Here is a 22,290-nt window from a genome sequence, read left to right as displayed (position 1 = left end):
GTCTCAGCGGGCCGGGGGTCCCGGCAGGCCGCGGTCTCAGCGGGCCGGGGCCGGCTGCCAGCCGCTGAGCACGATGTCGAACTGCGCCCTGGTCGTGTCCCAGTCCGCGACCGGACCCGACATGTACACCGCGTACTCAGTGCCGTCCGGCGCGAAGTACATCTGCTCGATGGCCCGCCGGGGCCCGGTGAACGCCCCGGACCTCTCCGTCCAGGTGAACTCCCACAGGGCGGCCTTGACCTGCCCCCGGAAGGTGTTCGGGTGCAGGGTCTGCTGCACGTAGTCGGAGCGCTTCGCGACCTGCTTCTCCAGGTCCAGCAGATGCGCGTACGGGTCCTTGAACACCGGCTTGCGGTCCATCGCGATCCGGATGAAGTGCTTGCCGCCGTCCCCGGTGTAGTCGATCTGCGACCCGTCCTCGCGGCGCTTCCAGCCGTCCGGGACGAAGAGAGAGAAGCCCGCCTTGTCGACCACCTTCCCCCAGCCCGCCGGCGGAGCCTCCTCCGCCTGCCCCTTGGCATCCCCGGCGCCGGCCGAGGCACCGGGCGAGGAGCCGGGCGACTCCGGCGCACCGGACGTCCGGCCCGGAATCCCGCCGTCCGTGTTGGCGTCGCTGGTGTACTTCAGGATCCCGAACACCCCGCCGCCGCCGACCAGCGCCGCCACCACGGCGACGACCGCCGCGCGCCTGATCCGGCCGACGGCTCCGGTGTCCCTGCGACCCTGTCCGGCCGGCCCGGCCCCGGACCGCGCGACGAGCGCCGGCTCCGGGCCCCCACCCGTCTCCGCTCCGGCGCCCCGACCCTCCTCCGCGGGCAGCGCGGCCGTGTCCGCCGGCTCGTTCCGGGCTGCGCCCAGCTCCTCGGAGCCCATCGCGCGCGTGGGTACGTACGCCTGCGCCGCCTTCGGCTCCCGGCCCTCCATCGCCTGCAGCAGCATCTGCTCGGCCTCGTCGGCCGACGGACGCTGCGCCGGGTCCTTGCGCAGCAGCGCCGTGATGACCGGGGCCAGCGCGCCCGCGTGGGTCGGGGCGGACGGCTCCTCGTTCACCACGGCCTGGAGGCTGGAGATGGGCGAGGTGCGGCGGAACGGCGAGCGGGCCTCGACGGCCGTGTACAGCGTCGCGCCGAGCGACCACAGGTCGGAGGCCGGGTCGGGGGCCCCGCCGGTGACCCGTTCGGGGGCCAGGTAGTCGATGGAGCCGACGAGTTCGCCGGTGCGCGTGATGGAGGAGTCGCCCTCGATCGCGGCGATGCCGAAGTCGGCGAGCATCACCCGGCCGTCCTTGGCGAGCATCACGTTGCCCGGTTTCACGTCCCGGTGCAGTACGCCGACCGCGTGCGCGGCGCGCAGCGCACCGAGCACGTGCAGGCCGATCCGGGCCGCCTCGCGGGGCTCGATCCGGCCGGCCGTCTTCGCCGCGTCCGCGAGGGAGGGGCCGTCGATGTACTCCATGACGATCCAGGGCCGGTCGTCGTGTTCCAGCACGTCGTGGACGGTGACGACCGCCGGATGCTGGATCCGGGCCGCGGCCCGGGCCTCCTTCTGCGTCCGGGCGTGCAGGACGTCCCGGTCGGCCTGGGCCACGTACAGCCCCGCCGTCAGTTCCTTGACGGCGACCGTCCTGTGCAGAAGCTCATCGTGTGCGCGCCACACCTTGCCCATGCCGCCCCTGCCGATGGGCTCCACGAGCCGGTACCGGCCCGCGAGCACCGCACCCGCACCTGTCTGCTGTTCCACGAATCCCCGCCGCCGCTCTGTGCACTTCCGGTCAGACTACGGAGATCGCGGGCGGCGGCGGAACCACTCGGAGGCGGTTGGGCCGCACTGTGACGCAATCGCCGTACTGATACCTCGTCAGCCGCCGCTCTTGTAGCTGGCCGTCGCCTGCTCGAAGGTCTCGGTGACCTTGCCCTCCTGGTCCTGCGGGCCGGTCACCATGACCACGTGGTAGGAACCTCCGAGCGCGACCACGAAGTTGCGGGCCACGACGGAGCGGCCGTTGCCGTCGATCCAGGTGTACCGCCCGGTGACGCGGAGCTGGTTGCCGACCTTGGTGGATTTGATGTCGCTCACGCTGGACCAGGTGGAGGAGCGGTACGGAGCCAGTTCGGGCTCCTTGTCCTTCTGGTAGGTGGCCGGGTCGGGGTTGCCCTCGACCTTGTCCCGACCGGGGACGACGGTCAGGACGAAGTCCCCCTCCGTGTAGCGGACCTGCCCGGACTCGTTCATTCCGCGGCGCTCCCAGCCGTTCGGGACGTTGATCGAGAAGTGCTCCGCGTCCTGCTGGGCGGTGTACCCGGGCGGAGCGGGGGCGTTGGTCTGCGGCGCGGGCTTGGACTCGGGCGGGTTCGCGGAAGGGCTCGGGGCCTGGCCGGAGCCGCTCGGCTTCGGGCTCGGGCTCGGACCGGGACTGCGGCCGGGGCTCTGCGACGGGGTCGCGGCGGGCGGCCGCATTCCGGCGGCCTTCTGCCCGCCGCCCTGCGGATCGGCGGCTCGGGGCATGAAGAACAGCGCGTAGGCCACGGCTCCCGAGAGCAGGACGAGGATCCCGAGCAGCAGGGAACGCCCCAGCGAGCGAGGCTTGCCGGGGTGTTCGGCGCTGCGGTGCCGTCCGTGCAGGTCGGCCCGCCGCCGTACGACGGGCAGCCTGGCCGGATCCTCCACCACCGGCGGCAGCATGGCGAAGCCGCCCTCGGGCTCCGGGGCGGACCGCACGAGGGAGCGCAGCCAGCCGCGGAGCTCCTCGAAGTCGGGCCGCTCGGTCGGGTCCTGGCGCAGCAGGGACTCCACGACCGGGCGCAGCGGTCCGCACTCCTCGGCGAAGGCGGGCGGCTCCGCGCAGACCATCTCCACCAGCTCGGCGACGCTGTCCTCGGGGTACGGGGCATGGCCCTGTACGGCCCGGTACAGCAGCGCCCCGAGCCCCCACAGGTCGGTGGCCGGCCCGACCGGGGCGGCCAACTGCCACGGCCCGTGCACGGCCTGCGCCTGCTCGGGAGCCCACCGCTCGGTAACGGCCCCGACCACGGCCATCCGCGTCTGCCGAGCCCGCTCGGCATCGAGCCCACTCCGCGGACCGCTCCCCCACCCGGCGCCGCCCCGCGACCCGGCCTGGCCGTAACCATCGGCCCCGGCAGCCGCCGCACGTCCGGCTCCGGCCCCCGGGCCGCTCTGCGGGCCGGCCCGGCCGGGTCCGCGGGCCCCTGGAACCGCCGGGTACCCGGCGCCGCCCTGTGGATCGCTTTGCCGACCGCCCTGCCCGTACCCACCGCCCTCGGGAGCCGCCGCATACCCGGCTCCGCTGCTCGGGACGGCCCGGTCGGCGCCCGCCGGATCCGGGCGGCCCGGTCCCGGCGAGGGCTGACCGTAGCCCGGCCCGTAGCCCGGCCCGGGGACCGCCCGGTGCCCGGCGCCGTCCTGCGGGTACGCCTGGCCGCCCGGCGCCGTCGGCTGCCCGGTCCCCTGGCCGTAGCCGTAGCCGTAGCCGTAGCCACCGTCGCCCGAGGGTGTCCGTGTCCCACGGGGTGCGCCGGCAGCTCCCGGCGCCCCGGGCCGCTGCGGGGCGGCGGCGTCCTGGCCGTCGGCGGGGGTCCGGAGTGTGCCGTCGCCCGGGGTGTCCGCCTGGTGGTAGCCCTGGGGAAGCGCGAGTTGCGCCGACAGCGCGGCGCGGGCCTGCGGCTCCGCTTCGGCCGGGGGCAGGGCCTTGCGGCGCGGGGTGGCGCCGTGCCAGGCCGCGTCGCTGTCCGGGCCGCCGTACGGGTACGAGTACCCCTGCGGCAGCTTCGACCCCTCGGGCCTGGGCTCCGCCCCCGGCCCCGGCCCCTGCTCCGGCGCGGGCTCCGATCCGGTCCTGCGCTGCTCGGTGATCCGCGCGGCGGCCTGGGCCCCGGCCCGGTACGCGGCGATGGCCCCGGCCCGCGCGGCGGCCTTCAGATCGGGCCGATCCCGGGGGCCACCGGCGTTCCCGGAGGCTCCGGGAGCCTCGGGGCTTCCGTGGGTTCCAGGAGCACCAGAAGCACCAGGAGCACCAGGAGCACCAGAGCTTCCATGGGTTCCAGGAGCGACGGGGATTCCGTGAGGGCCAGCGGCTCCGGGAAGGTCAGAAGCAGTCGTCGTGCCGGGCGCACCGGTCGCGCCGGGGCTTATGTGGTCCCGATAACGCGGCCCGGTGTCGTACCCCGGAGCCACCAGCGGCGCGTACTCCGCCGCATTCCCAAGCCCCTGCGCCGCCGTTCCCGAACCGGCCCCGCCATCCCAACCGGCCGCATCCGCGGATCCGGATCCGCTCGCGTACTCGGCGCCGACCCCCTGTCCGTACCCGTACCCGTCCCCGTATCCGGCATCCGCACCGCCGTACCCGGCGCCCGCCCCCGAACCACCGCCGTACCCGGGCCCCACGGCCCCCGCGCCACGACCCGGCGCCCCGAGCTGCGCCACGCCCCCCGAACCGCCATCAGCCGCACCACCCGGAACCGCCCACCCGGCCGACCCCGCACCGGAGTGGTCCGTACCGTCCCGCGCGGGAACCGGGTCGTACCCGCACAGGGCGTCCTCCGCGGCCCCCGCCGCCAGCCCCGTCAGGACGACCCGTCCGTCCTCGCAGATCAGCACCGTCCGCATGGTGATGTTCCGGTGCGTCCACCCGTGCGCGTGCAGCACCCGCAGAGCGGTCAGCACGTCCGCCGCCACCTCCGCCGCCCGGTACGGGCTCAGCGGTTCGTCGGCTATCAGCGCCGCCAGCGGTCTGGCGGGGACGAGTTCGCTCACGATCCACAGCGACCCGCCCTCCGCGAACACGTCGAAGACCTGGTCCAGCCGCGGATGGTCCGGCACGGACGCCGCCGCCTGCGCCGCCTCGATCGCCCTGCGCACGGCGGGCAGTTCACCGTGCGGGACGCGTCGACCGCCGGCCGCGGACGGCCCGCTCCGCGGGCCGTCCAGCAGCTCCGCGTCGACGACCTCCGGCAACGGCACCTGCCGTACGAGGACTTCCTGGCCGCTGCGGGTGTCGAAGGCCCGGGTCTCGATCAGTTCGTAGGCGTCGGACGGCGGCAGCGGCAGACGGTAGCGCTCGGCCAGGATCCGGCCCGCGTAGTCCTCCACATCGCCTCCCCCGAGAGCTGCGGGCCCGTCCCCCAGGCCCCGCTGACACGATACGACGCCCGAGGCGCCCGCGTCCCGGCCCTGGCGAGGCTGACCCGAGCCCGCTCGGGGCGGGTATCAGCCGCGTGGCTGGAAGGTGTCGAACGCCGTCGTGCGCAGCTTCGTGCACTCGTCCGCGCCCCACTGGTCGGCGAGGCAGGTGATCATGATGGCGTAGCCGTGCGTCGCGTCGATCCGGAATCCGCGGTCGAGCACCCGGACCCGCACGCCCTTCTGGTCCCGCTCGAACTCCCAGTCCGCGACGGTCGGGTACCCGCGGTAGTCGACCGGTTCGAGGCGCAGCAGCTTGTAGTTGGTGCTGCTGCTCGCCACGCTCGGCGCCAGTGCCAGCCAGGCGGCGCGGGCGTCTTCCTTCGGCGAGCTGTTGAAGTCGATCTGGATGCGCGGGAAACCGCCGTCACGGCTGTATATGACGCCGTCGTTGTTCCCTATCACGCCGGTCTGCTTGAAGCCCTCGGGCATGACCATCGCGAAGTGGAACCCGGGGTCGTCGACCTGGACGAACCCCGGCGGGATCCCGGGCAGGGATCCCCCGGGCGTGGCTCCCTGGCCGGGGTTGGTACCGGAGCCCGGCGACTGGCCCGGGGCCGGCGAACCGGCGCCTCCGCCGGACGGCTCGCCGGACTTCGGCGAGGGCGAGGGGGCGGACGAAGCCGGGGGCGGCGGCGAGGAGCCGGCCGCGGGGCTCGAAGCGGCGGCGGAGCTGCCGCCCTTGCCGTCCTTCGGGGAACCGCCGTTGTCGTCGTCGCCGCTGATGGCGTACGCGACGAGCGATCCGATGACGGCGAGCGCGACGACCACGCCGGCTATCGCGAGCGCGATGGTGCGGCGCGGCACGACGTCGGTGAGCGGGGCGGCGACGGGCGACGGGCGCGGCGACGGCGACTCGGCGGCGCTCGCGGCCGTGGCGGCGGCCGCGGCGGCCGCACTGGCGGCCGCTTCCTTGCGGGCCGACTTCAACGCCGCGCGGGCGCGCTCGCGCTGCTCGCGCTCACGGCGCTCGCGTTCCTTCTTCTCCGCCTTCTCGGCAGCCTTGGCCGCCTTGTCGGCAGCCGCCTTGTCGGCGGCTTCCTGGGCCTCGGCGAGCGATATCTGCCGGGTCTCCTCGGCGCTCGGCGCGGCTACGGGAGCCGGCGGCTCGGGCGCTTCGATCACGGCGGTGAGCAGCGCCCGCGCGCGGTCGTCGTCGAGCCGGTGGGCGGGGTCCTTGACGAGGAGGCCGTAGATGACCTCGGTCAGGGGGCCGGCGTTCTTGGGCGGCTCGACCGGCTCGGTCATCACGGCGGTGAGCGTCGCGAGGGCCGACCCCTTGTCGTACGGGGGAACCCCTTCGACCGCGGCGTACAGCAGGCCGCCGAGCGACCACATGTCGGCCGGCGGGCCGGGGCGCTGGCCGCGGGCCCGCTCGGGCGAGATGTACGAGGGCGCGCCGACGAGCATGCCGGTGGAGGTGACGGACGGGTCGCCCTCGACCTGGGCGATGCCGAAGTCGGTGAGGATCACGCGGCCGTTGCCGTGGTCGGCGAGGAGCACGTTGGAAGGCTTCACGTCCCGGTGCAGGATGCCCTGACGGTGGGCGGCCCGGAGTACGTCGAGCACGGCGAGGCCGACTTCCGCGGCGCGGCGGGGGGTCAGCGGGCCGCTCTCGCGGATGAACTCCGCGAGCGAGGGGCCCTCGATGAGCTCCATGACGATCCACGGCCGGCCGTCTTCGTCGACGACGTCGTAGACGGTCACCGCGCCGCCGCTGCGGATCCGGGCGATGGCCTTCGCCTCGCGGAGGGTGCGGGTGATGAGGCGGCGCTTCTCGTCGTCGTCGACGCCGCTGCCGAAGCGGAGTTCCTTGACGGCGACGGTGCGGCCGAGGGTCTCGTCCTCGGCGCGCCAGACGGTGCCCATGCCGCCCTTGCCGAGGACGTCCCCGAGCCGGTACCGGCCCGCGAGCAGCCGGCCCCCCTCGTCGCGAGCGCCCTCTCCCGCCCTGGCCGCGGCGGCCTTGACGGCGGCGGCCACCTCGTCGGCCTTGCTCACCGCGACGGGCTTCACCCCCGCGGCCCGACCGCCTTCGGCCCCGCCCAGCGGCTTCGCGTCCTCGACCCCGTCGTGCTCCCGCACGACGGCAGCCTTCCGCAACTCCGCCTTCGCGCCCACGGGCTTCACGACGGCGGCCTCGACGGGCTTCGCGTCCTCGGGCTCCCCGTCAGCGGCCTTCGCGCTCTCCGACTCGGCACCCGCTCCCGCAGGCTTCGCGTCCTCGGGCTCGGCTCCACCGGCAGCCGTCGCCGCAGCCGGCTTCCGCGGCTCCGGCTTCCGCGGCTCCGGCTCCGTCGCGGAAGCGCCGGGCTTCGCCTCCTCCGGCGACGCCGCCCCGGTGGCTTCGGTCTGGGCCGGGGGCACGGTCGCAGCGGGCTTCGCGATCCCGGCCGCAGCACGCTTCGCCCCGGCGGGCGCGGCCTTCGCGGCCCCCGGCGTGGTGGGCTTCGCGCCGGCAGCACGCTTCGCGGCTCCCGCCGCGGGCGTCTTGGCGGGAGGCTTCGGATCCGTCGGGGGTGCTGCCGGAGGCACCGGCGATCCCGTCCCGACAGACGGCTCCGGCGACTCGGTGTGCTCCGGCTTCGACATGCGTCCCCTCTGCGTTCGTGCCGCCTGCTCCGGTTGCCCTGGCAGCGGCCGGGGTGCCCGGTAACCCGCCCCGGCAGAACTCTCATTGTCCCTTACTCCGCAACGGACGGGAGCCCCGGGTCCACGGTTCCGCCCGCAACGTCGCAGAGTTACAACGGGACGATGTCCGGCGCCCCCAGCCTCGCCGCGTCCGCCGTCTGATCGTCCGGCTGGCGCTGCGATTCCCGTTCAGCCTGCACCCTCTTCTCGTAGTGCTCCACTTCCTTCTCGATCTGCTGCTCGTCCCATCCCAGAACCGGAGCCATCAACTCCGCGCACTCCCGCGCTGATCGGGTCCCCCGGTCGAAGGTCTCGATCGAGATCCGCGTCCGCCGGGTCAGCACGTCGTCCAGGTGCCGCGCCCCCTCGTGCGAGGCCGCGTAGACCACTTCGGCGCGGAGGTAGTCGTCGGCGCCCGTCAGCGGCTCCCCGAGCGAGGGGTCTTCCGCGATCAGGGCCAGCAGTTCCTCCGTCAGCGAGCCGTACCGGTTCAAGAGGTGCTCCACCCGCACCACGTGCAGCCCCGTCCGCGCGGCGATCCGCGCCCGGCCGTTCCACAGGGCCCGGTACCCCTCGGCCCCGACCAGCGGCACGTCCTCCGTCACGCACGGCGCGACCCGCTGGTCGAGGCCGTGCACCGCCTCGTCCACCGCGTCCTTGGCCATCACCCGGTACGTCGTGTACTTGCCGCCGGCGACCACCACCAGCCCCGGCACCGGGTGCGCCACCGTGTGCTCGCGCGAGAGCTTGCTCGTCGCGTCCGACTCCCCGGCCAGCAGCGGCCGCAGGCCGGCGTAGACCCCCTGGACGTCGTCCCGGGTGAGCGGGACCGCCAGCACCGAGTTCACGTGTTCCAGCAGGTAGTCGATGTCCGCGCTCGACGCCGCCGGGTGCGCCTTGTCCAGGTCCCAGTCGGTGTCCGTGGTGCCCACGATCCAGTGCCGGCCCCACGGGATGACGAAGAGCACCGACTTCTCGGTCCGCAGGATCAGCCCGGTCGAGGAGTGGATCCGGTCCTTGGGAACGACGAGGTGGATGCCTTTCGAGGCCCGTACGTGGAACTGCCCGCGCTCCCCGATCAGTGCCTGGGTGTCGTCCGTCCACACTCCCGTGGCGTTCACGATCTGCTTCGCCCGGATCTCGTACTCCCCGCCGGCCTCCACGTCCCGCACCCGCGCGCCGACGACCCGCTCGCCCTCCCGCAGGAAGCCGACGACCCTCGCCCGGTTGGCGCACTGCGCCCCGTACGCCGCGGCCGTCCGGACCAGGGTCGCCACGTAACGGGCATCGTCCATCTGGGCGTCGTAGTACTGCAGGGCGCCCACCAGCGCGTCCTTGCGCAGCGCCGGCGCGATCCGCAGGGCGCGCTTGCGCGAGAGGTGGCGGTGGGTCGGCAGCCCGCGCCCGTGGCCGCTGGAGAGCGACATGGCGTCGTACAGCGCGACTCCGGAACCGGCGTAGAACCGCTCCCATCCCTTGTGCTGCAACGGGTAGAGGAAGGGCACCGGCTTCACCAGGTGCGGGGCGAGCCGCCCCAGCAGCAGGCCGCGCTCCTTGAGCGCCTCCCGCACGAGGGCGAAGTCGAGCATCTCCAGGTATCTGAGCCCGCCGTGGATGAGCTTGCTGGACCGGCTGGAGGTGCCCGAAGCCCAGTCCCTCGCCTCCACCAGCCCGGTCGCCAGGCCTCTGGTCACCGCGTCGAGTGCGGTACCGGCGCCCACCACACCGGCGCCGACCACCAGCACGTCCAGCTCCCGCTCGGCCATCCCGGCGAGCGCCTCGGCCCGCTGCACGGGCCCCAGGGAGGCCCGCCCCCCACCACCGCCCATCCCCGCACCCGTCCCCGTGCCTGCCCCTACCTCTGTCCCAGTCCCAGTCCTCACGGCTGCCTGCCTCCCGTTGACGCGGGTCGCCCCGTCCGCCCTATGCGGTCATCCCACCCGTCGTGGGTGATCCCGCTCACATCGCCCGTTCATGATTCTGACCGGCCGCACCCACATCAGCCACCGCCTGTGGATAACACGGAGGTGACCAAACGCCCTGAATACGAGATATCTGTCATATATACGCCTAGTCTGACATTGCGCCAGCTCTCCTCCTCCACAGGACTTGCGCGCTCCGCCCCCTCATGCATGTCAGGGAAGGGAAGGGACGGCACCCCCATGCCCGCAGATCTCGCCGTCATCGGACTCGGCCATCTCGGCCTCCCTCTCGCCCAGGCAGCCGTGGCCGCCGGGATCGAGACGGTCGGCTACGACAGCGGTCCGGCGACGGACTCCACCCTCACCGCCGCCGAGATCCGCCGCATGTCGGCGGCCGGCTTCCGGGTCACCACCAACCCCGCCGAACTCGGCCGGGTCCGCACGGCCGTCATCTGCGCCCCCACCCAGCTCGGCGCCGACCGCGCACTCGACCTGTCCGCGGTCGGCGAGGCGGGCCGCACGCTCGCCGCACGCCTGCGGCCGCACACCACCGTCATCCTCGAATCGGCGGCGCACCCGGGCGTCACCGAGGAGTACCTGCGCCCGATCCTCGAATCGGGCTCCCGCCTGCGCGCCGGTCGTGACTTCCACCTGGCCTACTCCCCCAGCCGCCTCGACCCCGGCAACCGCACGCACGGCATCTCCAACACCCCCAAGGTCATCGGCGGCCTCACCCCCGCCTGCACGGAGTCGGCGCACGCCTTCTACGCCCGGCTCACCGAGAAGGTGGTCCGCGCCCGCGGCCTGCGCGAGGCCGAAACGGTCCAGCTCCTCGAAACCAACTACCGGCACGTCAACATCGCCCTCATGAACGAGATGGCCGTGCTCTGCCACGACCTGGGCGTGGACCTCTGGGACGTCATCCGCTGCGCCGAGACCAAGCCGTACGGGTTCCAGGCCTTCCGCCCCGGCCCCGGGGTCGGCGGCCACGGAGTCCCCCTCGACCCCAACTACCTCCCCCACACCACCCGCACCCCGGGCCACCCGCTGCGCATGGTCGGTCTGGCGCAGGAGATCAACGACCGGATGCCGCAGTACGTCATCCAGCGCAGCGCCACCCTGCTCAACGAGCACGGAAAGTCCGCGCGCGGCGCCCGCGTCCTCCTCCTGGGCGTCACCTACAAGCCGGACCTCGCCGACCAGGAGGGCTCCCCGGCGCGCGAGATCGCCAGTCGCCTGCTCGACCTGGGTGCGCTGATCAGCTACCACGACCCGTACATCGCCGGATGGCGCGTCAGGGACCAGCCCGTCCCCCGCGCCGAATCCTTGTACGAGGCCGCCGCCAACGCCGATCTGACGATCCTGCTCCAGCACCACCGCACCTACGATCTGCAAGGCCTGGCGGTGAAGGCCCAGTTGCTCCTGGACACCCGCGGCGCCAGCCCGGCGGGCGCCGCACACCGCCTGTAGCCCTCCCCCCGGTCGACCTAAACCCCCTCTACGGAGGGGGCGTCATGAATCGTGACAGTCACTCCACGGATGCCGCGGGCTGCTGCTAGCGTCTCTGATAGCGATCCCATATGAGACGTGATGTCTGGTGTGGGATCTTCCCATCGTGGAGGGGTGGCGTGGGTGTGCAGGTTGAAGCCTGCGCCCAGCGCTGCTCCTCGTGGCCGGTGCCGGCCGGTGGCGGGTGTGCTGATCGTCGTCATGCCCTGGTGTCGGTGGGCTGCGCGGGGCAGTCGGGACCGGCCCGTGGGTGCGTGTCCCTCCGGACGCTTGCCCGCCGACCCCTGGGGTCCGGTGGGGGAGGGTGCCCTGCGTCGCCTGGGCGCGGGGCGTGTGGTTCGTGGCCGGGTGGGGCCAGTCTTGGACCGGTCCTTCCGGCTGGTCTTCGCCGTGGGTGTGATCAGGGCACGGGTTTCGAGGATGTCCACGACCGTGCGGATGACCATGGTTCCGGTGGTGCGGTCGGTGACGGTCTTGGTCTGATGGGTGAGGCCGCGCGCGGCGATACGTTGCCACGCCCCGTGGTCGCGGTCACCCTGGTACCCACACGACGGGCAGATGCCCCATTTCCAGCCTGGTGTGGTGGGCCGGTCCGGGGCTTTGCGGTGCCACAGCGGAACCAGACAGCGCGGGCAGTGCTTCGAGGTGTTCTTCGCGGGCACGGTGACGACGGCGATGCCCATCTCGGCGGCGAGGTGCCGCATCCGGTCGACGATCTGCCCGCGCACCGCCTGCGAGAGGCGGGTGTTCATCGTGCGGCCCATACCCCCGGCCTCCATCGAGCGGAGGTCCTCGACATAGATCACCGTGGCTCCGGCGGCAATGGCCTGATCGACAGCCCAGCGCGCGGCAGACCACGCGAGTGCGTCGTTGAGGTTAGACCGGCGGGCGCTAACGCGCCGGATCTCCTCGGCCAGCACCGTGCGCTTGGCCGCCAAGGGATGCTCAGTGTCGCCGCCGGTGAGCCGCTCGTACTGATCGGCTTTGGCGCGCATGTGCTCGGAGAGGCGCCGCAGCCGGTGCTGCTTGGCCAAGACCCCGGCGGCACGGAACATGGCCCCGGCCCCGAGGGCGGTGATCCGCCTGTCAACCTGCAACCGGGTGGCTCCGGCGGACAGCAAGGTGTTCAGGCCCCAGTCAACACCGAGTGCAACGGTGTGCCCGGCAGGCCGGGACTTGGGGACCGTGTGGGTCCAGGCGATATCAGCCCGGACCCTTCCCTGTTGGATACGCAGCGTGGGCAGATGCAGCAGCGCACCCGCCGGAATCGTCGGCGGCAGCGCGATTGGGCACGCCACCCACGTCCAGTCCCGGTACGACCGCGGGTCGGGCCGGGTGGGAAGCTGCAAGCGCAGCAGAGCCCGACCTGGTGCATCTGCCCGCTCAATGGCGGCCTGCTGCCCGTCGCACGCCGACAGCAGCAGCATCCGGGCTGTGCCGGGTGTGGCTTCCAGCTCGAACACATCGACCGGAGGACGGCCGTGCTTCCGGAGGAACGCGACGATCTGCCGGGTGCGGGACTTGATCACGCTGGACGGCAGGAACTGCCCGCCCGGCACCGCCTCACGGACCGAGTCCCACTCCTCAGGCGTCCGCTTACCGGGCTCGGCGGGCCAGGAGACGAGCACCTCAGCGGTCAGATCCGCGCGCCACTTCACCGACCGCAACGTACGCCCGGCCTGCTCCTGCGCCATCCGGACGATCCGGTCATTGACACGAACACCATCAGGCGCCGCAACGGTCCAGCCTAGACGACGCAACGCCATCCACGCGTTCGACGGCAGCTTCCCGCCACCGCCGTCCTGACCGGAGGCGAGTACGTCGACATCAGTGGCATTCCAGTGCTCGGACATCAGCTCAGAGGCCATGTCGGCAACCAGCACGGCACACCAGCCGAGCCTGTCCGCCAGCACAGCGGCAGGCAGCAGTTCGCCGGTCTTCTCATCCACCCCAGTCCGCAGCAATCCACGGGCGCAGGCAGTCCGGGCGGTCTGGCCCTCGGCGAGCGGCACCTTCTGACTCAACACCCACCCCCTACCATCCGGTGCTGTCATCCGATCAACGACATCCCCGCACGAAAGGTCACCCTTTCGCACCACGAACCCTGTGCGCATCGGCGTGTCAGCGCTCCTGCTCGGCACCGTCATGGGCAACGTGTACGGACGCGTGGCCCGGGACAACGCGTGGTTCCTGTTCGAGTTGCTGCTCGTCGCGGGCGCCTTCGTGATCCCGGGGAGCATCTGCCTGAACCTCTGGACGAAGGCAGGAGCTGAGGGCGCGGCGTACGACGGACGAACGGTCAGCGGCGGTGCTGGGAGTCCGCGACGGTGACCTCGACCCGCTGGAACTCCTTGAGCTCGCTGTAGCCGGTGGTGGCCATCGAGCGGCGCAGCGCGCCGAAGATGTTCATCGAGCCGTCCGGGGAGTGCGACGGGCCGGTGAGGATCTCCTCGGTGGTGCCGACCGTACCGAGGTCGACCTTCTTGCCGCGCGGCACGTCCTCGTGGACGGCCTCCATGCCCCAGTGGTTGCCCTTGCCGGGCGCGTCGGTGGCACGGGCCAGCGGGGAGCCGATCATCACGGCGTCGGCGCCGCAGGCGACGGCCTTCGGGATGTCGCCGGACCAGCCCACGCCGCCGTCGGCGATGACGTGCACGTAGCGGCCGCCGGACTCGTCCATGTAGTCGCGGCGGGCCGCGGCCACGTCGGCGACGGCGGTGGCCATCGGAACCTGGATGCCCAGCACGTTGCGCGTGGTGTGCGCGGCGCCGCCGCCGAAGCCGACCAGGACGCCGGCCGCGCCGGTCCGCATCAGGTGCAGGGCCGCGGTGTAGGTGGCGCAGCCGCCCACGATGACCGGGACGTCGAGCTCGTAGATGAACTGCTTGAGGTTCAGCGGCTCGGCGGCGCCGGAGACGTGCTCCGCCGACACGGTGGTGCCGCGGATCACGAAGATGTCCACGCCCGCGTCGACGACGGCCTTGGAGAACTCGGCCGTGCGCTGCGGGGAGAGCGCGGCGGCGGTGACGACACCGGAGTCGCGCACCTCCTTGATGCGCCGGCGGATCAGGTCCGCCTGGATGGGGGCGGAGTAGATCTCCTGGAGGCGGCGGGTGGCGGACTCCTCGTCCAGCTCCGCGATCTCGTCGAGCAGCGGCTGCGGGTCGTCGTACCGGGTCCACAGGCCTTCGAGGTTCAGCACGCCGAGGCCGCCGAGCTCGCCGATGCGGATGGCGGTCTGCGGGGAGACGACCGAGTCCATGGGGGCGGCCAGGAACGGGAGCTCGAAGCGGTAGGCGTCGATCTGCCAGGCGATCGAGACCTCCTTCGGGTCCCGGGTACGGCGGCTGGGGACGATGGCGATGTCATCGAACGCGTACGCCCGGCGGCCGCGCTTGCCGCGCCCGATCTCGATCTCAGTCACGTGTGGTGGCCTTTCCTCTGGGTCTGCCCGTCCAGTATCCCCGAACCCCGGCGCGCCGCGTTCCGGTGACCGCTGTACGGACGCACCCACCCGGCACGCAGGAGGGGCGGGCCCGTACGGGCCCGCCCCTCCTGAGCTGCTCGGATCAGCCCTTGCGGCTGTAGTTCGGCGCCTCGACGGTCATCTGGATGTCGTGCGGGTGGCTCTCCTTGAGCCCCGCCGAGGTGATCCGGACGAACCGGCCCCGGTCCTGGAGCTCCGGCACCGTGCGGCCGCCGACGTAGAACATCGACTGGCGCAGGCCGCCGACGAGCTGGTGCACGACCGCGGAGAGCGGGCCGCGGTACGGGACCTGGCCCTCGATGCCCTCGGGGATGAGCTTGTCGTCGCCGCCCACGCCCTCCTGGAAGTAGCGGTCCTTGGAGAAGGACTTGCGGTCGCCGCGGGACTGCATCGCGCCGAGCGAGCCCATGCCGCGGTACGACTTGAACTGCTTGCCGTTGATGAAGAGCAGCTCGCCCGGCGACTCCTCGCAGCCCGCGAGCAGCGAGCCGAGCATCACCGTGTCGGCGCCGGCGACGAGCGCCTTCGCGATGTCGCCGGAGTACTGCAGGCCGCCGTCGCCGATGACCGGCACACCGGCCGCCTTGGCGGCGAGCGCGGCCTCGTAGATCGCGGTGACCTGCGGAACGCCGATGCCGGCGACGACGCGGGTGGTGCAGATGGAGCCGGGACCGACGCCGACCTTGATGCCGTCGCAGCCTGCGTCGATGAGGGCCTGGGCGCCGTCGCGGGTGGCGATGTTGCCGCCGATGACGTCGACGGTCGAGTTGGACTTGATCTTGGAGACCATGTCGCCGACGAGGCGGGAGTGGCCGTGGGCGGTGTCGACGACGATGAAGTCGGCGCCCGCCTCGATCAGGGCCTGGGCCCGCTCGTACGCGTCGCCCGCGACACCGACGGCCGCGCCGACGAGCAGCCGGCCGTCCTTGTCCTTGGCGGCGTTCGGGTACTTCTCGGCCTTGACGAAGTCCTTGACCGTGATGAGGCCCTTGAGCAGGCCGGCCTCGTCGACGAGCGGGAGCTTCTCGATCTTGTGGCGGCGCAGCAGCTCCATGGCGTCCACGCCGGAGATGCCGACCTTGCCCGTGACCAGCGGCATCGGGGTCATGACCTCGCGCACCTGGCGGCTGCGGTCCGACTCGAAGGCCATGTCGCGGTTGGTGACGATGCCGAGCAGCTTGCCCGCCGGGTCGGTGACCGGGACGCCGGAGATCCGGAACTTGGCGCAGAGCTCGTCGGCCTCGCGCAGGGTCGCGTCGGGGTGCACCGTGATCGGGTCGGTGACCATGCCGGACTCGGAGCGCTTGACCAGGTCCACCTGGTTGGCCTGGTCGGCGATGGAGAGGTTGCGGTGCAGAACGCCGACGCCGCCCTGGCGGGCCATCGCGATGGCCATCCGGGCCTCGGTGACCTTGTCCATGGCGGCGGAGAGCAGCGGGACGTTCACGCGGACGTTGCGGGAGATGAGCGAGGACGTGTCGATGGCGTCCGGGGACATGTCCGACGCCCCGGGGAGCAGCAGCACATCGTCATAAGTGAGGCCGAGTGTGGCGAATTTGTCGGGCACTCCGTCGGCGTTCACAGTCATGACACCTTCCAAGATGGTCTTGCTCAGCGCGGATGTCCATGCTAACGGGATCCCGAGGCGTCTCATTCCACGACCAAGATCAAGGGCAAGGTTCGTAGCTTCCTACGGGAAAAAACCCGTACGGCCTACTGCTCGGCGAGCGCACGGAGCCGGCTCAGCGCCCGGTGCTGGGCGACGCGCACCGCCCCGGGGGACATTCCGAGCATCTGCCCGGTCTCTTCGGCGGTGAGCCCCACGGCCACGCGCAGGACGAGGAGCTCGCGCTGGTTCTCCGGAAGGTTGGCCAGCAGCTTCTTGGCCCAGGCGGCGTCACTGCTCAGCAGCGCCCGCTCCTCGGGGCCCAGGGAGTCGTCGGGCCGTTCCGGCATCTCGTCGGAGGGCACGGCCGTACTGCCCGGATGGCGCATGGCGGCCCGCTGGAGATCGGCGACCTTGTGCGCGGCGATGGCGAAGACGAAGGCCTCGAAGGGGCGCCCGGTGTCGCGGTAGCGCGGCAGCGCCATCAGGACGGCGACGCAGACCTCCTGCGCCAGGTCCTCCACGAAGTGACGGGCGTCACCGGGAAGCCTTGACAGGCGGGAGCGGCAGTAGCGGATGGCCAGGGGGTGCACGAAGGCGAGCAGATCGTGGGTGGCCTGCTCGTCGCCCTCGACGGCACGGCGCACGAGCGCGCTGACGGTGCCGTCGCCGCTGTTCCTGGAGGCGCCGCTGCCGCCTGTGGTCGCGGGTGACCCCGGGGCCTCGTCGTCGCGCATCAATCCATGGTGCCTTGGTGCCGGAGCATTCGCGGCACTGCGGCCCGTGTTGTACGTCGAAGCGTTATGCGTCGACGGGTTGTGCGGGGTGGGTGCACCGGAACTCATGGTCTGGCCCCTCCCCTCCCGCTCGGCCGAATCGTCCCCGCGGCGACATCTCCGGGATGCGCCACACCCTCAAGCATGCGGCATCGCGCCCGAAGCGACACGTCCCCCGGATTGTGCACCGTCAATCCCCGGTGCGCACCCGGGTGCGGCGGATCGGACGGCGGGAGATTCCGGAGGGCGGCCGGGGCCGAGGGACTCGGGCCGGCGGGGGGGACCGGTCGACCGGCCCGCGGCACCGCCGGCCGGTGAGGGCCGGCGGTCGCGCGGTCAGCGGACCAGGCCCCAGCGGAACCCGAGCGCCACGGCGTGCGCCCGGTCGGACGCACCCAGCTTCTTGAACAGCCGGCGGGCGTGCGTCTTGACCGTGTCCTCGGAGAGGAAGAGCTCGCGCCCGATCTCCGCGTTGGACCGGCCGTGGCTCATGCCCTCCAGCACCTGGATCTCCCGCGCGGTGAGCGTGGGCGCGGCGCCCATCTCGGCCGAGCGGAGCCGGCGCGGGGCCAGCCTCCAGGTCGGGTCGGCGAGGGCCTGGGTGACCGTGGCCCGCAGTTCGGCGCGCGAGGCGTCCTTGTGCAGGTACCCCCGGGCGCCGGCGGCGACCGCGAGGGCCACGCCGTCCAGGTCTTCGGCGACCGTCAGCATGATGATGCGGGCGCCGGGGTCGGCCGAGAGCAGCCGGCGAACCGTCTCCACACCGCCGAGCCCGGGCATCCGTACATCCATCAGAATCAGGTCGGAGCGGTCGGCACCCCAGCGGCGGAGGACTTCCTCGCCGTTGGCAGCCGTCGTCACACGCTCGACGCCGGGCACGGTGGCAACCGCGCGACGGAGCGCCTCTCGGGCAAGCGGGGAGTCGTCGCAGACGAGGACGGATGTCATGACCGCCCTCCGCAGCTGCTGATGCGCGTCACCTTGAGCCTCCAGGCTGGTACGTATCGTCACCTGTGCGGTCGATGCCCCCGGACACCTGTCCGAGAACTTCTTGGTTCAACCGCCTTCGCACTCTCAACGATGGTCACTCGAAAGAGTTACGGGTCGGACGGACACCTTCGGCACTCTACGTGAGGAAGCGAACACAAGGCAGGAGCCACTCGCCGCGTGTCCTCCATCTGGCGTTATGCCCTATTTGGCGGCTTTCCTTCCGTTTGGCGCATGTCTGAGGCTAGATTCCCAATGAGTCATATTTACATCTACTACGACAGTAGGTGTGGAGACATGGACCGTATCCGCCTCAGTACCGGCACCAAGAGGACTACCAATGGCAGATTTCTCCCGCCTCCCCGGACCGAACGCCGACCTCTGGGACTGGCAGCTGCTCGCTGCCTGCCGCGGGGTCGACAGCTCCCTCTTCTTCCACCCGGAAGGTGAGCGGGGCGCGGCCAGGAGCGCGCGCGAGGCCTCGGCTAAAGAGGTCTGCATGCGATGCCCGGTGCGTTCGGAATGCGCCGCGCACGCACTCGCCGTCCGCGAGCCCTACGGGGTGTGGGGCGGCCTCACCGAGGACGAACGCGAAGAACTGATGGGCCGCGCCCGCCACCGCCTGATCCCGGCGACGAGCGCGATCGGACCGAGCACGCCGATCACTCCGCACTGAGCGGGCTCCATACGAAACGACCGAAGGAACGTTTCTCCGAATCTCATCGACACGCACAAGACGGGCGTGTCGCGTACCGGACCGGGCTGCCACCCGACCGGCCGTACCGCCGTACGGTCCTTCGCGTGGCGGCCCCGTCCGGCGCCGACGGTCCGGCGCCGATGGGGCCGGATGGCCCGAACGTCGGCGCCGGACCGCCGGCGCCGCACCGTCAGCGCCGGGCGGCCCGCTCCAGCTGGGTCAGGGTCGCGGCCACCGCCGGGACCCTGGCCAGGTCGGGCAGGGTCAGCGCGACGACCTCCCGCTCGACGGCCGGTTCCACGACGAGGGTGCTCACGCCCTTGGCCCGTACGGACTCCACCGCGAGCTCCGGCAGCACCGCGACCCCGAGCCCGGCCCCGACCAGGCCGACCACGGCCGGGTAGTCGTCGGTGGCGAAGTCGATGCGCGGGGTGAAGCCGACGGCCTCGCACACCTCCACCAGATGGCGGCGGCAGCGGGGACAGCCCGCGATCCAGGGCTCGTCGGCCAGCTCCGCCATGCCCACCCGCTCCGCGCCCGCGAGCCGGTGCCCCTCGGGCACCAGTCCGACGAGCCGGTCGGTCAGCAGCGGCCGGACCACGAGGTCCTCCCATTCGGCCGCCGACCCGGAGGCGCCGCCGTAGCGGAAGGCCAGTGCGAGATCGCAGTCGCCCTCGCGCAGCATCTCCACCGAGCGCGGCGGCTCCGCCTCGACCAGCGAGATCCGGGTCCCGGGATGCTCGGCGCGCATCGCCGCGAGCGCGGTCGGCACCAGTGTGGAACTGCCGCTCGGGAAGGAGACCAGGCGGACCCGGCCGGCCCGCAGTCCGGCGATGGCCGCGACCTCCTCCTCGGCGGCCGTCAGACCGGCGAGGATTCCGGCGGCGTGCCGGACCAGCGCCTCGCCGGCCTGGGTGAGGCGCATTTCGCGCCCGGTGCGGATCAGCAGCGGGGTGCCGGCGGACTGCTCCAGCGCCTTCATCTGCTGGGATACGGCCGGCTGGGTGCAGCCGAGCTCGCGGGCGGCGGCGGAGAAGGACCCGGTTCCGGCGACAGCGCGCAGAACTCGGAGATGTCGTGCCTCGATCACCCTTCGAGCATAAGGGCTGCTTTGATGCGGGCCCGAATATCCGGCAGCCGCTTTGGGGTGGCTCGGCTAGCGTGGGGCCATGCATCTGATCTCCGTGAACCTCGGCCGCGCGACGGCCGTCGACCACACCGACGCCCCGGACGGGCTGACCGGTCACGGCAAGATTCCGGCGCCCGGCCCCGTACGGGTCTTCTCGCCGGGTCCCAAGGGTGTCGGCGCGAGCGGCGTGGAGGGGGACGACGTCTGCCATCTGCGCCATCACGGCGGCGACCACCAGGCCGTGTACGCGTACGCCCGCGAGGACCTGGAGTGGTGGGAGGGCGAGCTCGGCCGCGAACTGCCCGGCGGGATCTTCGGCGAGAACTTCACCACCTCCGGCCTCGACGTGAACGGCGCGCTGCTCGGCGAGCGCTGGCGGGTCGGCCCCGACCTGCTCCTGGAGGTGGCCTCGGCCCGCATCCCGTGCCGGACCTTCCAGGGGATGCTCGACGAGAAGGCCTGGGTCAAGCGGTTCACCCGGGAGGCCCGGCCGGGCGCCTACCTGAGGGTCCTGCGGGAGGGCTCGGTCTCCCCCGGCGACCCCATAGAGGTCGTGCACCGCCCGGACCACGAGGTGACGGTGGAGTTCTGGTTCCGCGCCTTCACCACCGAGCGGGATCTGCTGCCGCGCACGCTGGCGGCGGGCGACGCCCTGGAGCCGCAGGCGCGGGACAAGGCGCTGGCCCATGTGGAGAAGTACGGGAAGCGGGGCGACTAGGTTGCGCCTATGACGACTGCGTTGATTACGGGATCCACGGCGGGCATCGGCGCCGCCTTCGCCCGGCGGCTCGCCGCCCAGGGGCACAACCTCGTCCTGGTGGCCCGGGACACCAAGCGGCTCGGCGAGCAGGCCACCGAACTGCACGACCGGCACGGCATCGAGGCCGAGGTGCTGGCCGCCGACCTCTCCACCGAGGAGGGCATCGCGGCGGTCGAGGAGCGCCTCGCCGACCGCAAGCACCCGGTGGACCTGCTGGTGAACAACGCGGGCTTCGGCAACAAGGGCCGCTACCTCGAAGTCTCCATGGCCGACGAGCTCACCATGCTGAAGGTCCACATCGAGGCCGTGCTGCGGCTGACCTCGGCGGCGGTGGAGCCGATGCGCTCGCGCGGCCGCGGCGGCGTGATCAACGTGGCCTCGGTGGCCGCCTTCCTGCCGCGCGGCACCTACGGGGCGAGCAAGGCCTGGGTCGTGCAGTTCACCCAGGGCGCGGCCAAGGACCTGGCCGGCTCGGGCGTACGGCTGATGGCGCTGTGCCCGGGCTTCGTGCGGACCGAGTTCCACGAGCGGGCCGGCATGGGCACGGACAACATCCCCGGCTGGATGTGGCTCGACGCCGACAAGCTGGTGGCGGCGGCGCTGGCCGACCTGGCGCGGGGCAAGACGGTATCGATCCCGGACCCGCGGTACAAGGCGCTGATGGGCATGGTGAAGCTGACCCCGCGGGGGCTGCTGGGCGGGGTCTCCTCGCGCACGGGGCGCACGTACGGACCGCAGTAGCCGAGCCCGTGGGGACCGATGAGTAAACGCGGCATATGGGTGAAATATCCCTAGACTGGACGTGTCCCATCCAGCGCGGGAGGCGACGCGATGACATTCGTACAAGTGATCGACTACGAGACCAAGCGCTTCGACGAGATGAACAGTCTCATCGACCGCTATGCCGAGCAGGCCGCCGGCAAGCGCACGGTCACCCACACCCTCATCGGCAAGGACCGCGACTCCAAGACCCACTACGTGGACCTCGTCGAATTCCCCTCGTACGAAGAGGCCATGAGGAACTCTCAGCTCCCGGAGACCGACCGGATGTTCCAGGAGATGGTGGCGCTCTGCGACGGCATGCCGAAGTTCATGAACCTCGACGTGGTCCGTGACGAGTACCTCAACAAGCTCGTCGTGAACCGCTTCTTCGAGGAGGTCGTGGGCAAGGGCAACTTCGACGCCGTCGAGGAGTGCATCGCGGCCGACTACGTCACCCACGACATCATGGAGAGCGCCGGCCGGGGCAACGGCCGCGAGGGCATCCGCACGACCGTCGGCATGTGGCGGGAAGCCTTCGACATGACCTTCGACCTGAACCGCCAGATCGCCGAAGGCGAGTGCGTCACGACGCTGTGGAGCTGGAAGGGCACCCACAAGGGCGAGTTCATGGGGGTCGCGCCGACCGGCAAGGAATTCACCATGTCGGGCTGTACGACGTGCCGGATCGAGAACGGCCAGATCGCAGAGGACTGGTGGTACTACGACGCCCCGGGCCTGATGCGCCAGATGGGCATGATGCCCGGATAGCAGACGGGAAAGCCCCGGTCACCACCGCTTGGCAGCGGTGACCGGGGCTTTGCCTTACTT

16 protein-coding genes are annotated in these 22,290 nt (G+C 72.1%); 6 read left to right on the top strand and 10 right to left on the bottom strand.

Going from position 1 to position 22,290, the window contains the following annotated elements:
• Positions 1-36: 36 nt before the first annotated feature.
• The 4 genes from AC6CKD_RS01420 to AC6CKD_RS01405 form a co-directional block, all read right to left on the bottom strand.
• Positions 37-1,740, bottom strand: coding sequence for a serine/threonine-protein kinase (locus tag AC6CKD_RS01420; RefSeq protein WP_498324610.1), 1,704 nt, complete (start codon positions 1,738-1,740; stop codon positions 37-39).
• Between the two features lie 117 nt (positions 1,741-1,857).
• Positions 1,858-5,106, bottom strand: coding sequence for a serine/threonine kinase C-terminal domain-containing protein (locus AC6CKD_RS01415; protein ID WP_498324609.1), 3,249 nt, complete (start codon positions 5,104-5,106; stop codon positions 1,858-1,860).
• 117 nt (positions 5,107-5,223) lie between these two features.
• A complete protein-coding gene (locus AC6CKD_RS01410; protein WP_498324608.1) occupies positions 5,224-7,731 on the bottom strand; it encodes a serine/threonine-protein kinase in 2,508 nt (835 codons plus the stop codon).
• A 206-nt stretch (positions 7,732-7,937) separates the two neighbouring features.
• Entirely contained in the window at positions 7,938-9,656 is a 1,719-nt protein-coding gene (locus AC6CKD_RS01405) for a glycerol-3-phosphate dehydrogenase/oxidase (protein WP_498324607.1), read from the bottom strand.
• 333 nt (positions 9,657-9,989) lie between these two features.
• Here AC6CKD_RS01405 and AC6CKD_RS01400 point away from each other — a divergent pair, with 333 nt between their 5' ends.
• Positions 9,990-11,219 carry a nucleotide sugar dehydrogenase gene (locus AC6CKD_RS01400; RefSeq protein ID WP_243333440.1) on the top strand — a complete coding sequence of 410 codons (1,230 nt, stop codon included), beginning with the start codon at positions 9,990-9,992 and terminating at the stop codon, positions 11,217-11,219.
• Between the two features lie 17 nt (positions 11,220-11,236).
• On the opposite strand, the gene AC6CKD_RS01395 is transcribed toward AC6CKD_RS01400, so the two are convergent.
• On the bottom strand, positions 11,237-13,282 hold the full coding sequence (locus tag AC6CKD_RS01395; protein ID WP_498324606.1) for a zinc ribbon domain-containing protein: 2,046 nt from the start codon (positions 13,280-13,282) through the stop codon (positions 11,237-11,239).
• Positions 13,283-13,364: 82 nt separating this feature from the next.
• Between AC6CKD_RS01395 and AC6CKD_RS01390 the strand changes: the two genes are divergently transcribed.
• Positions 13,365-13,589 carry a hypothetical protein gene (locus AC6CKD_RS01390; RefSeq protein WP_498324605.1) on the top strand — a complete coding sequence of 75 codons (225 nt, stop codon included), beginning with the start codon at positions 13,365-13,367 and terminating at the stop codon, positions 13,587-13,589.
• Here AC6CKD_RS01390 and AC6CKD_RS01385 read toward each other — a convergent pair.
• From AC6CKD_RS01385 to AC6CKD_RS01370, 4 genes are all read right to left on the bottom strand, one after another.
• Complete coding sequence (locus tag AC6CKD_RS01385) at positions 13,558-14,682, bottom strand: GuaB3 family IMP dehydrogenase-related protein (protein WP_498324604.1); 1,125 nt, start codon at positions 14,680-14,682, stop codon at positions 13,558-13,560. The genes AC6CKD_RS01390 and AC6CKD_RS01385 overlap by 32 nt on opposite strands.
• Positions 14,683-14,827: 145 nt before the next feature.
• On the bottom strand, positions 14,828-16,333 hold the full coding sequence (gene guaB, locus AC6CKD_RS01380; RefSeq protein ID WP_498324603.1) for an IMP dehydrogenase: 1,506 nt from the start codon (positions 16,331-16,333) through the stop codon (positions 14,828-14,830).
• A gap of 125 nt (positions 16,334-16,458) precedes the next feature.
• Positions 16,459-17,088 carry a sigma-70 family RNA polymerase sigma factor gene (locus AC6CKD_RS01375; RefSeq protein ID WP_254382456.1) on the bottom strand — a complete coding sequence of 210 codons (630 nt, stop codon included), beginning with the start codon at positions 17,086-17,088 and terminating at the stop codon, positions 16,459-16,461.
• A gap of 375 nt (positions 17,089-17,463) precedes the next feature.
• Positions 17,464-18,075, bottom strand: a complete 612-nt coding sequence (locus AC6CKD_RS01370; RefSeq protein ID WP_003948568.1) for a response regulator transcription factor — start codon at positions 18,073-18,075, stop codon at positions 17,464-17,466.
• 379 nt (positions 18,076-18,454) lie between these two features.
• Here AC6CKD_RS01370 and AC6CKD_RS01365 point away from each other — a divergent pair, with 379 nt between their 5' ends.
• Positions 18,455-18,790, top strand: a complete 336-nt coding sequence (locus tag AC6CKD_RS01365; RefSeq protein WP_498324602.1) for a WhiB family transcriptional regulator — start codon at positions 18,455-18,457, stop codon at positions 18,788-18,790.
• Between the two features lie 211 nt (positions 18,791-19,001).
• On the opposite strand, the gene AC6CKD_RS01360 is transcribed toward AC6CKD_RS01365, so the two are convergent.
• A complete protein-coding gene (locus tag AC6CKD_RS01360) occupies positions 19,002-19,901 on the bottom strand; it encodes a LysR family transcriptional regulator (RefSeq protein ID WP_498324601.1) in 900 nt (299 codons plus the stop codon).
• A 79-nt stretch (positions 19,902-19,980) separates the two neighbouring features.
• On the opposite strand from AC6CKD_RS01360, the gene AC6CKD_RS01355 reads away from it, so the two are divergent.
• From AC6CKD_RS01355 to AC6CKD_RS01345, 3 genes are all read left to right on the top strand, one after another.
• Entirely contained in the window at positions 19,981-20,658 is a 678-nt protein-coding gene (locus AC6CKD_RS01355) for an MOSC domain-containing protein (RefSeq protein ID WP_498324600.1), read from the top strand.
• Between the two features lie 9 nt (positions 20,659-20,667).
• Complete coding sequence (locus tag AC6CKD_RS01350; protein WP_498324599.1) at positions 20,668-21,441, top strand: SDR family NAD(P)-dependent oxidoreductase; 774 nt, start codon at positions 20,668-20,670, stop codon at positions 21,439-21,441.
• 90 nt (positions 21,442-21,531) lie between these two features.
• A complete protein-coding gene (locus tag AC6CKD_RS01345) occupies positions 21,532-22,230 on the top strand; it encodes an ester cyclase (protein ID WP_498324598.1) in 699 nt (232 codons plus the stop codon).
• Positions 22,231-22,290 lie beyond the last annotated feature (60 nt).

The organism is Streptomyces sp. GQ60 (assembly GCF_059758875.1).
The sequence above is the reverse complement of the archived record's forward strand: the minus strand, read 5'-3'. Positions and strand labels throughout refer to the sequence as shown.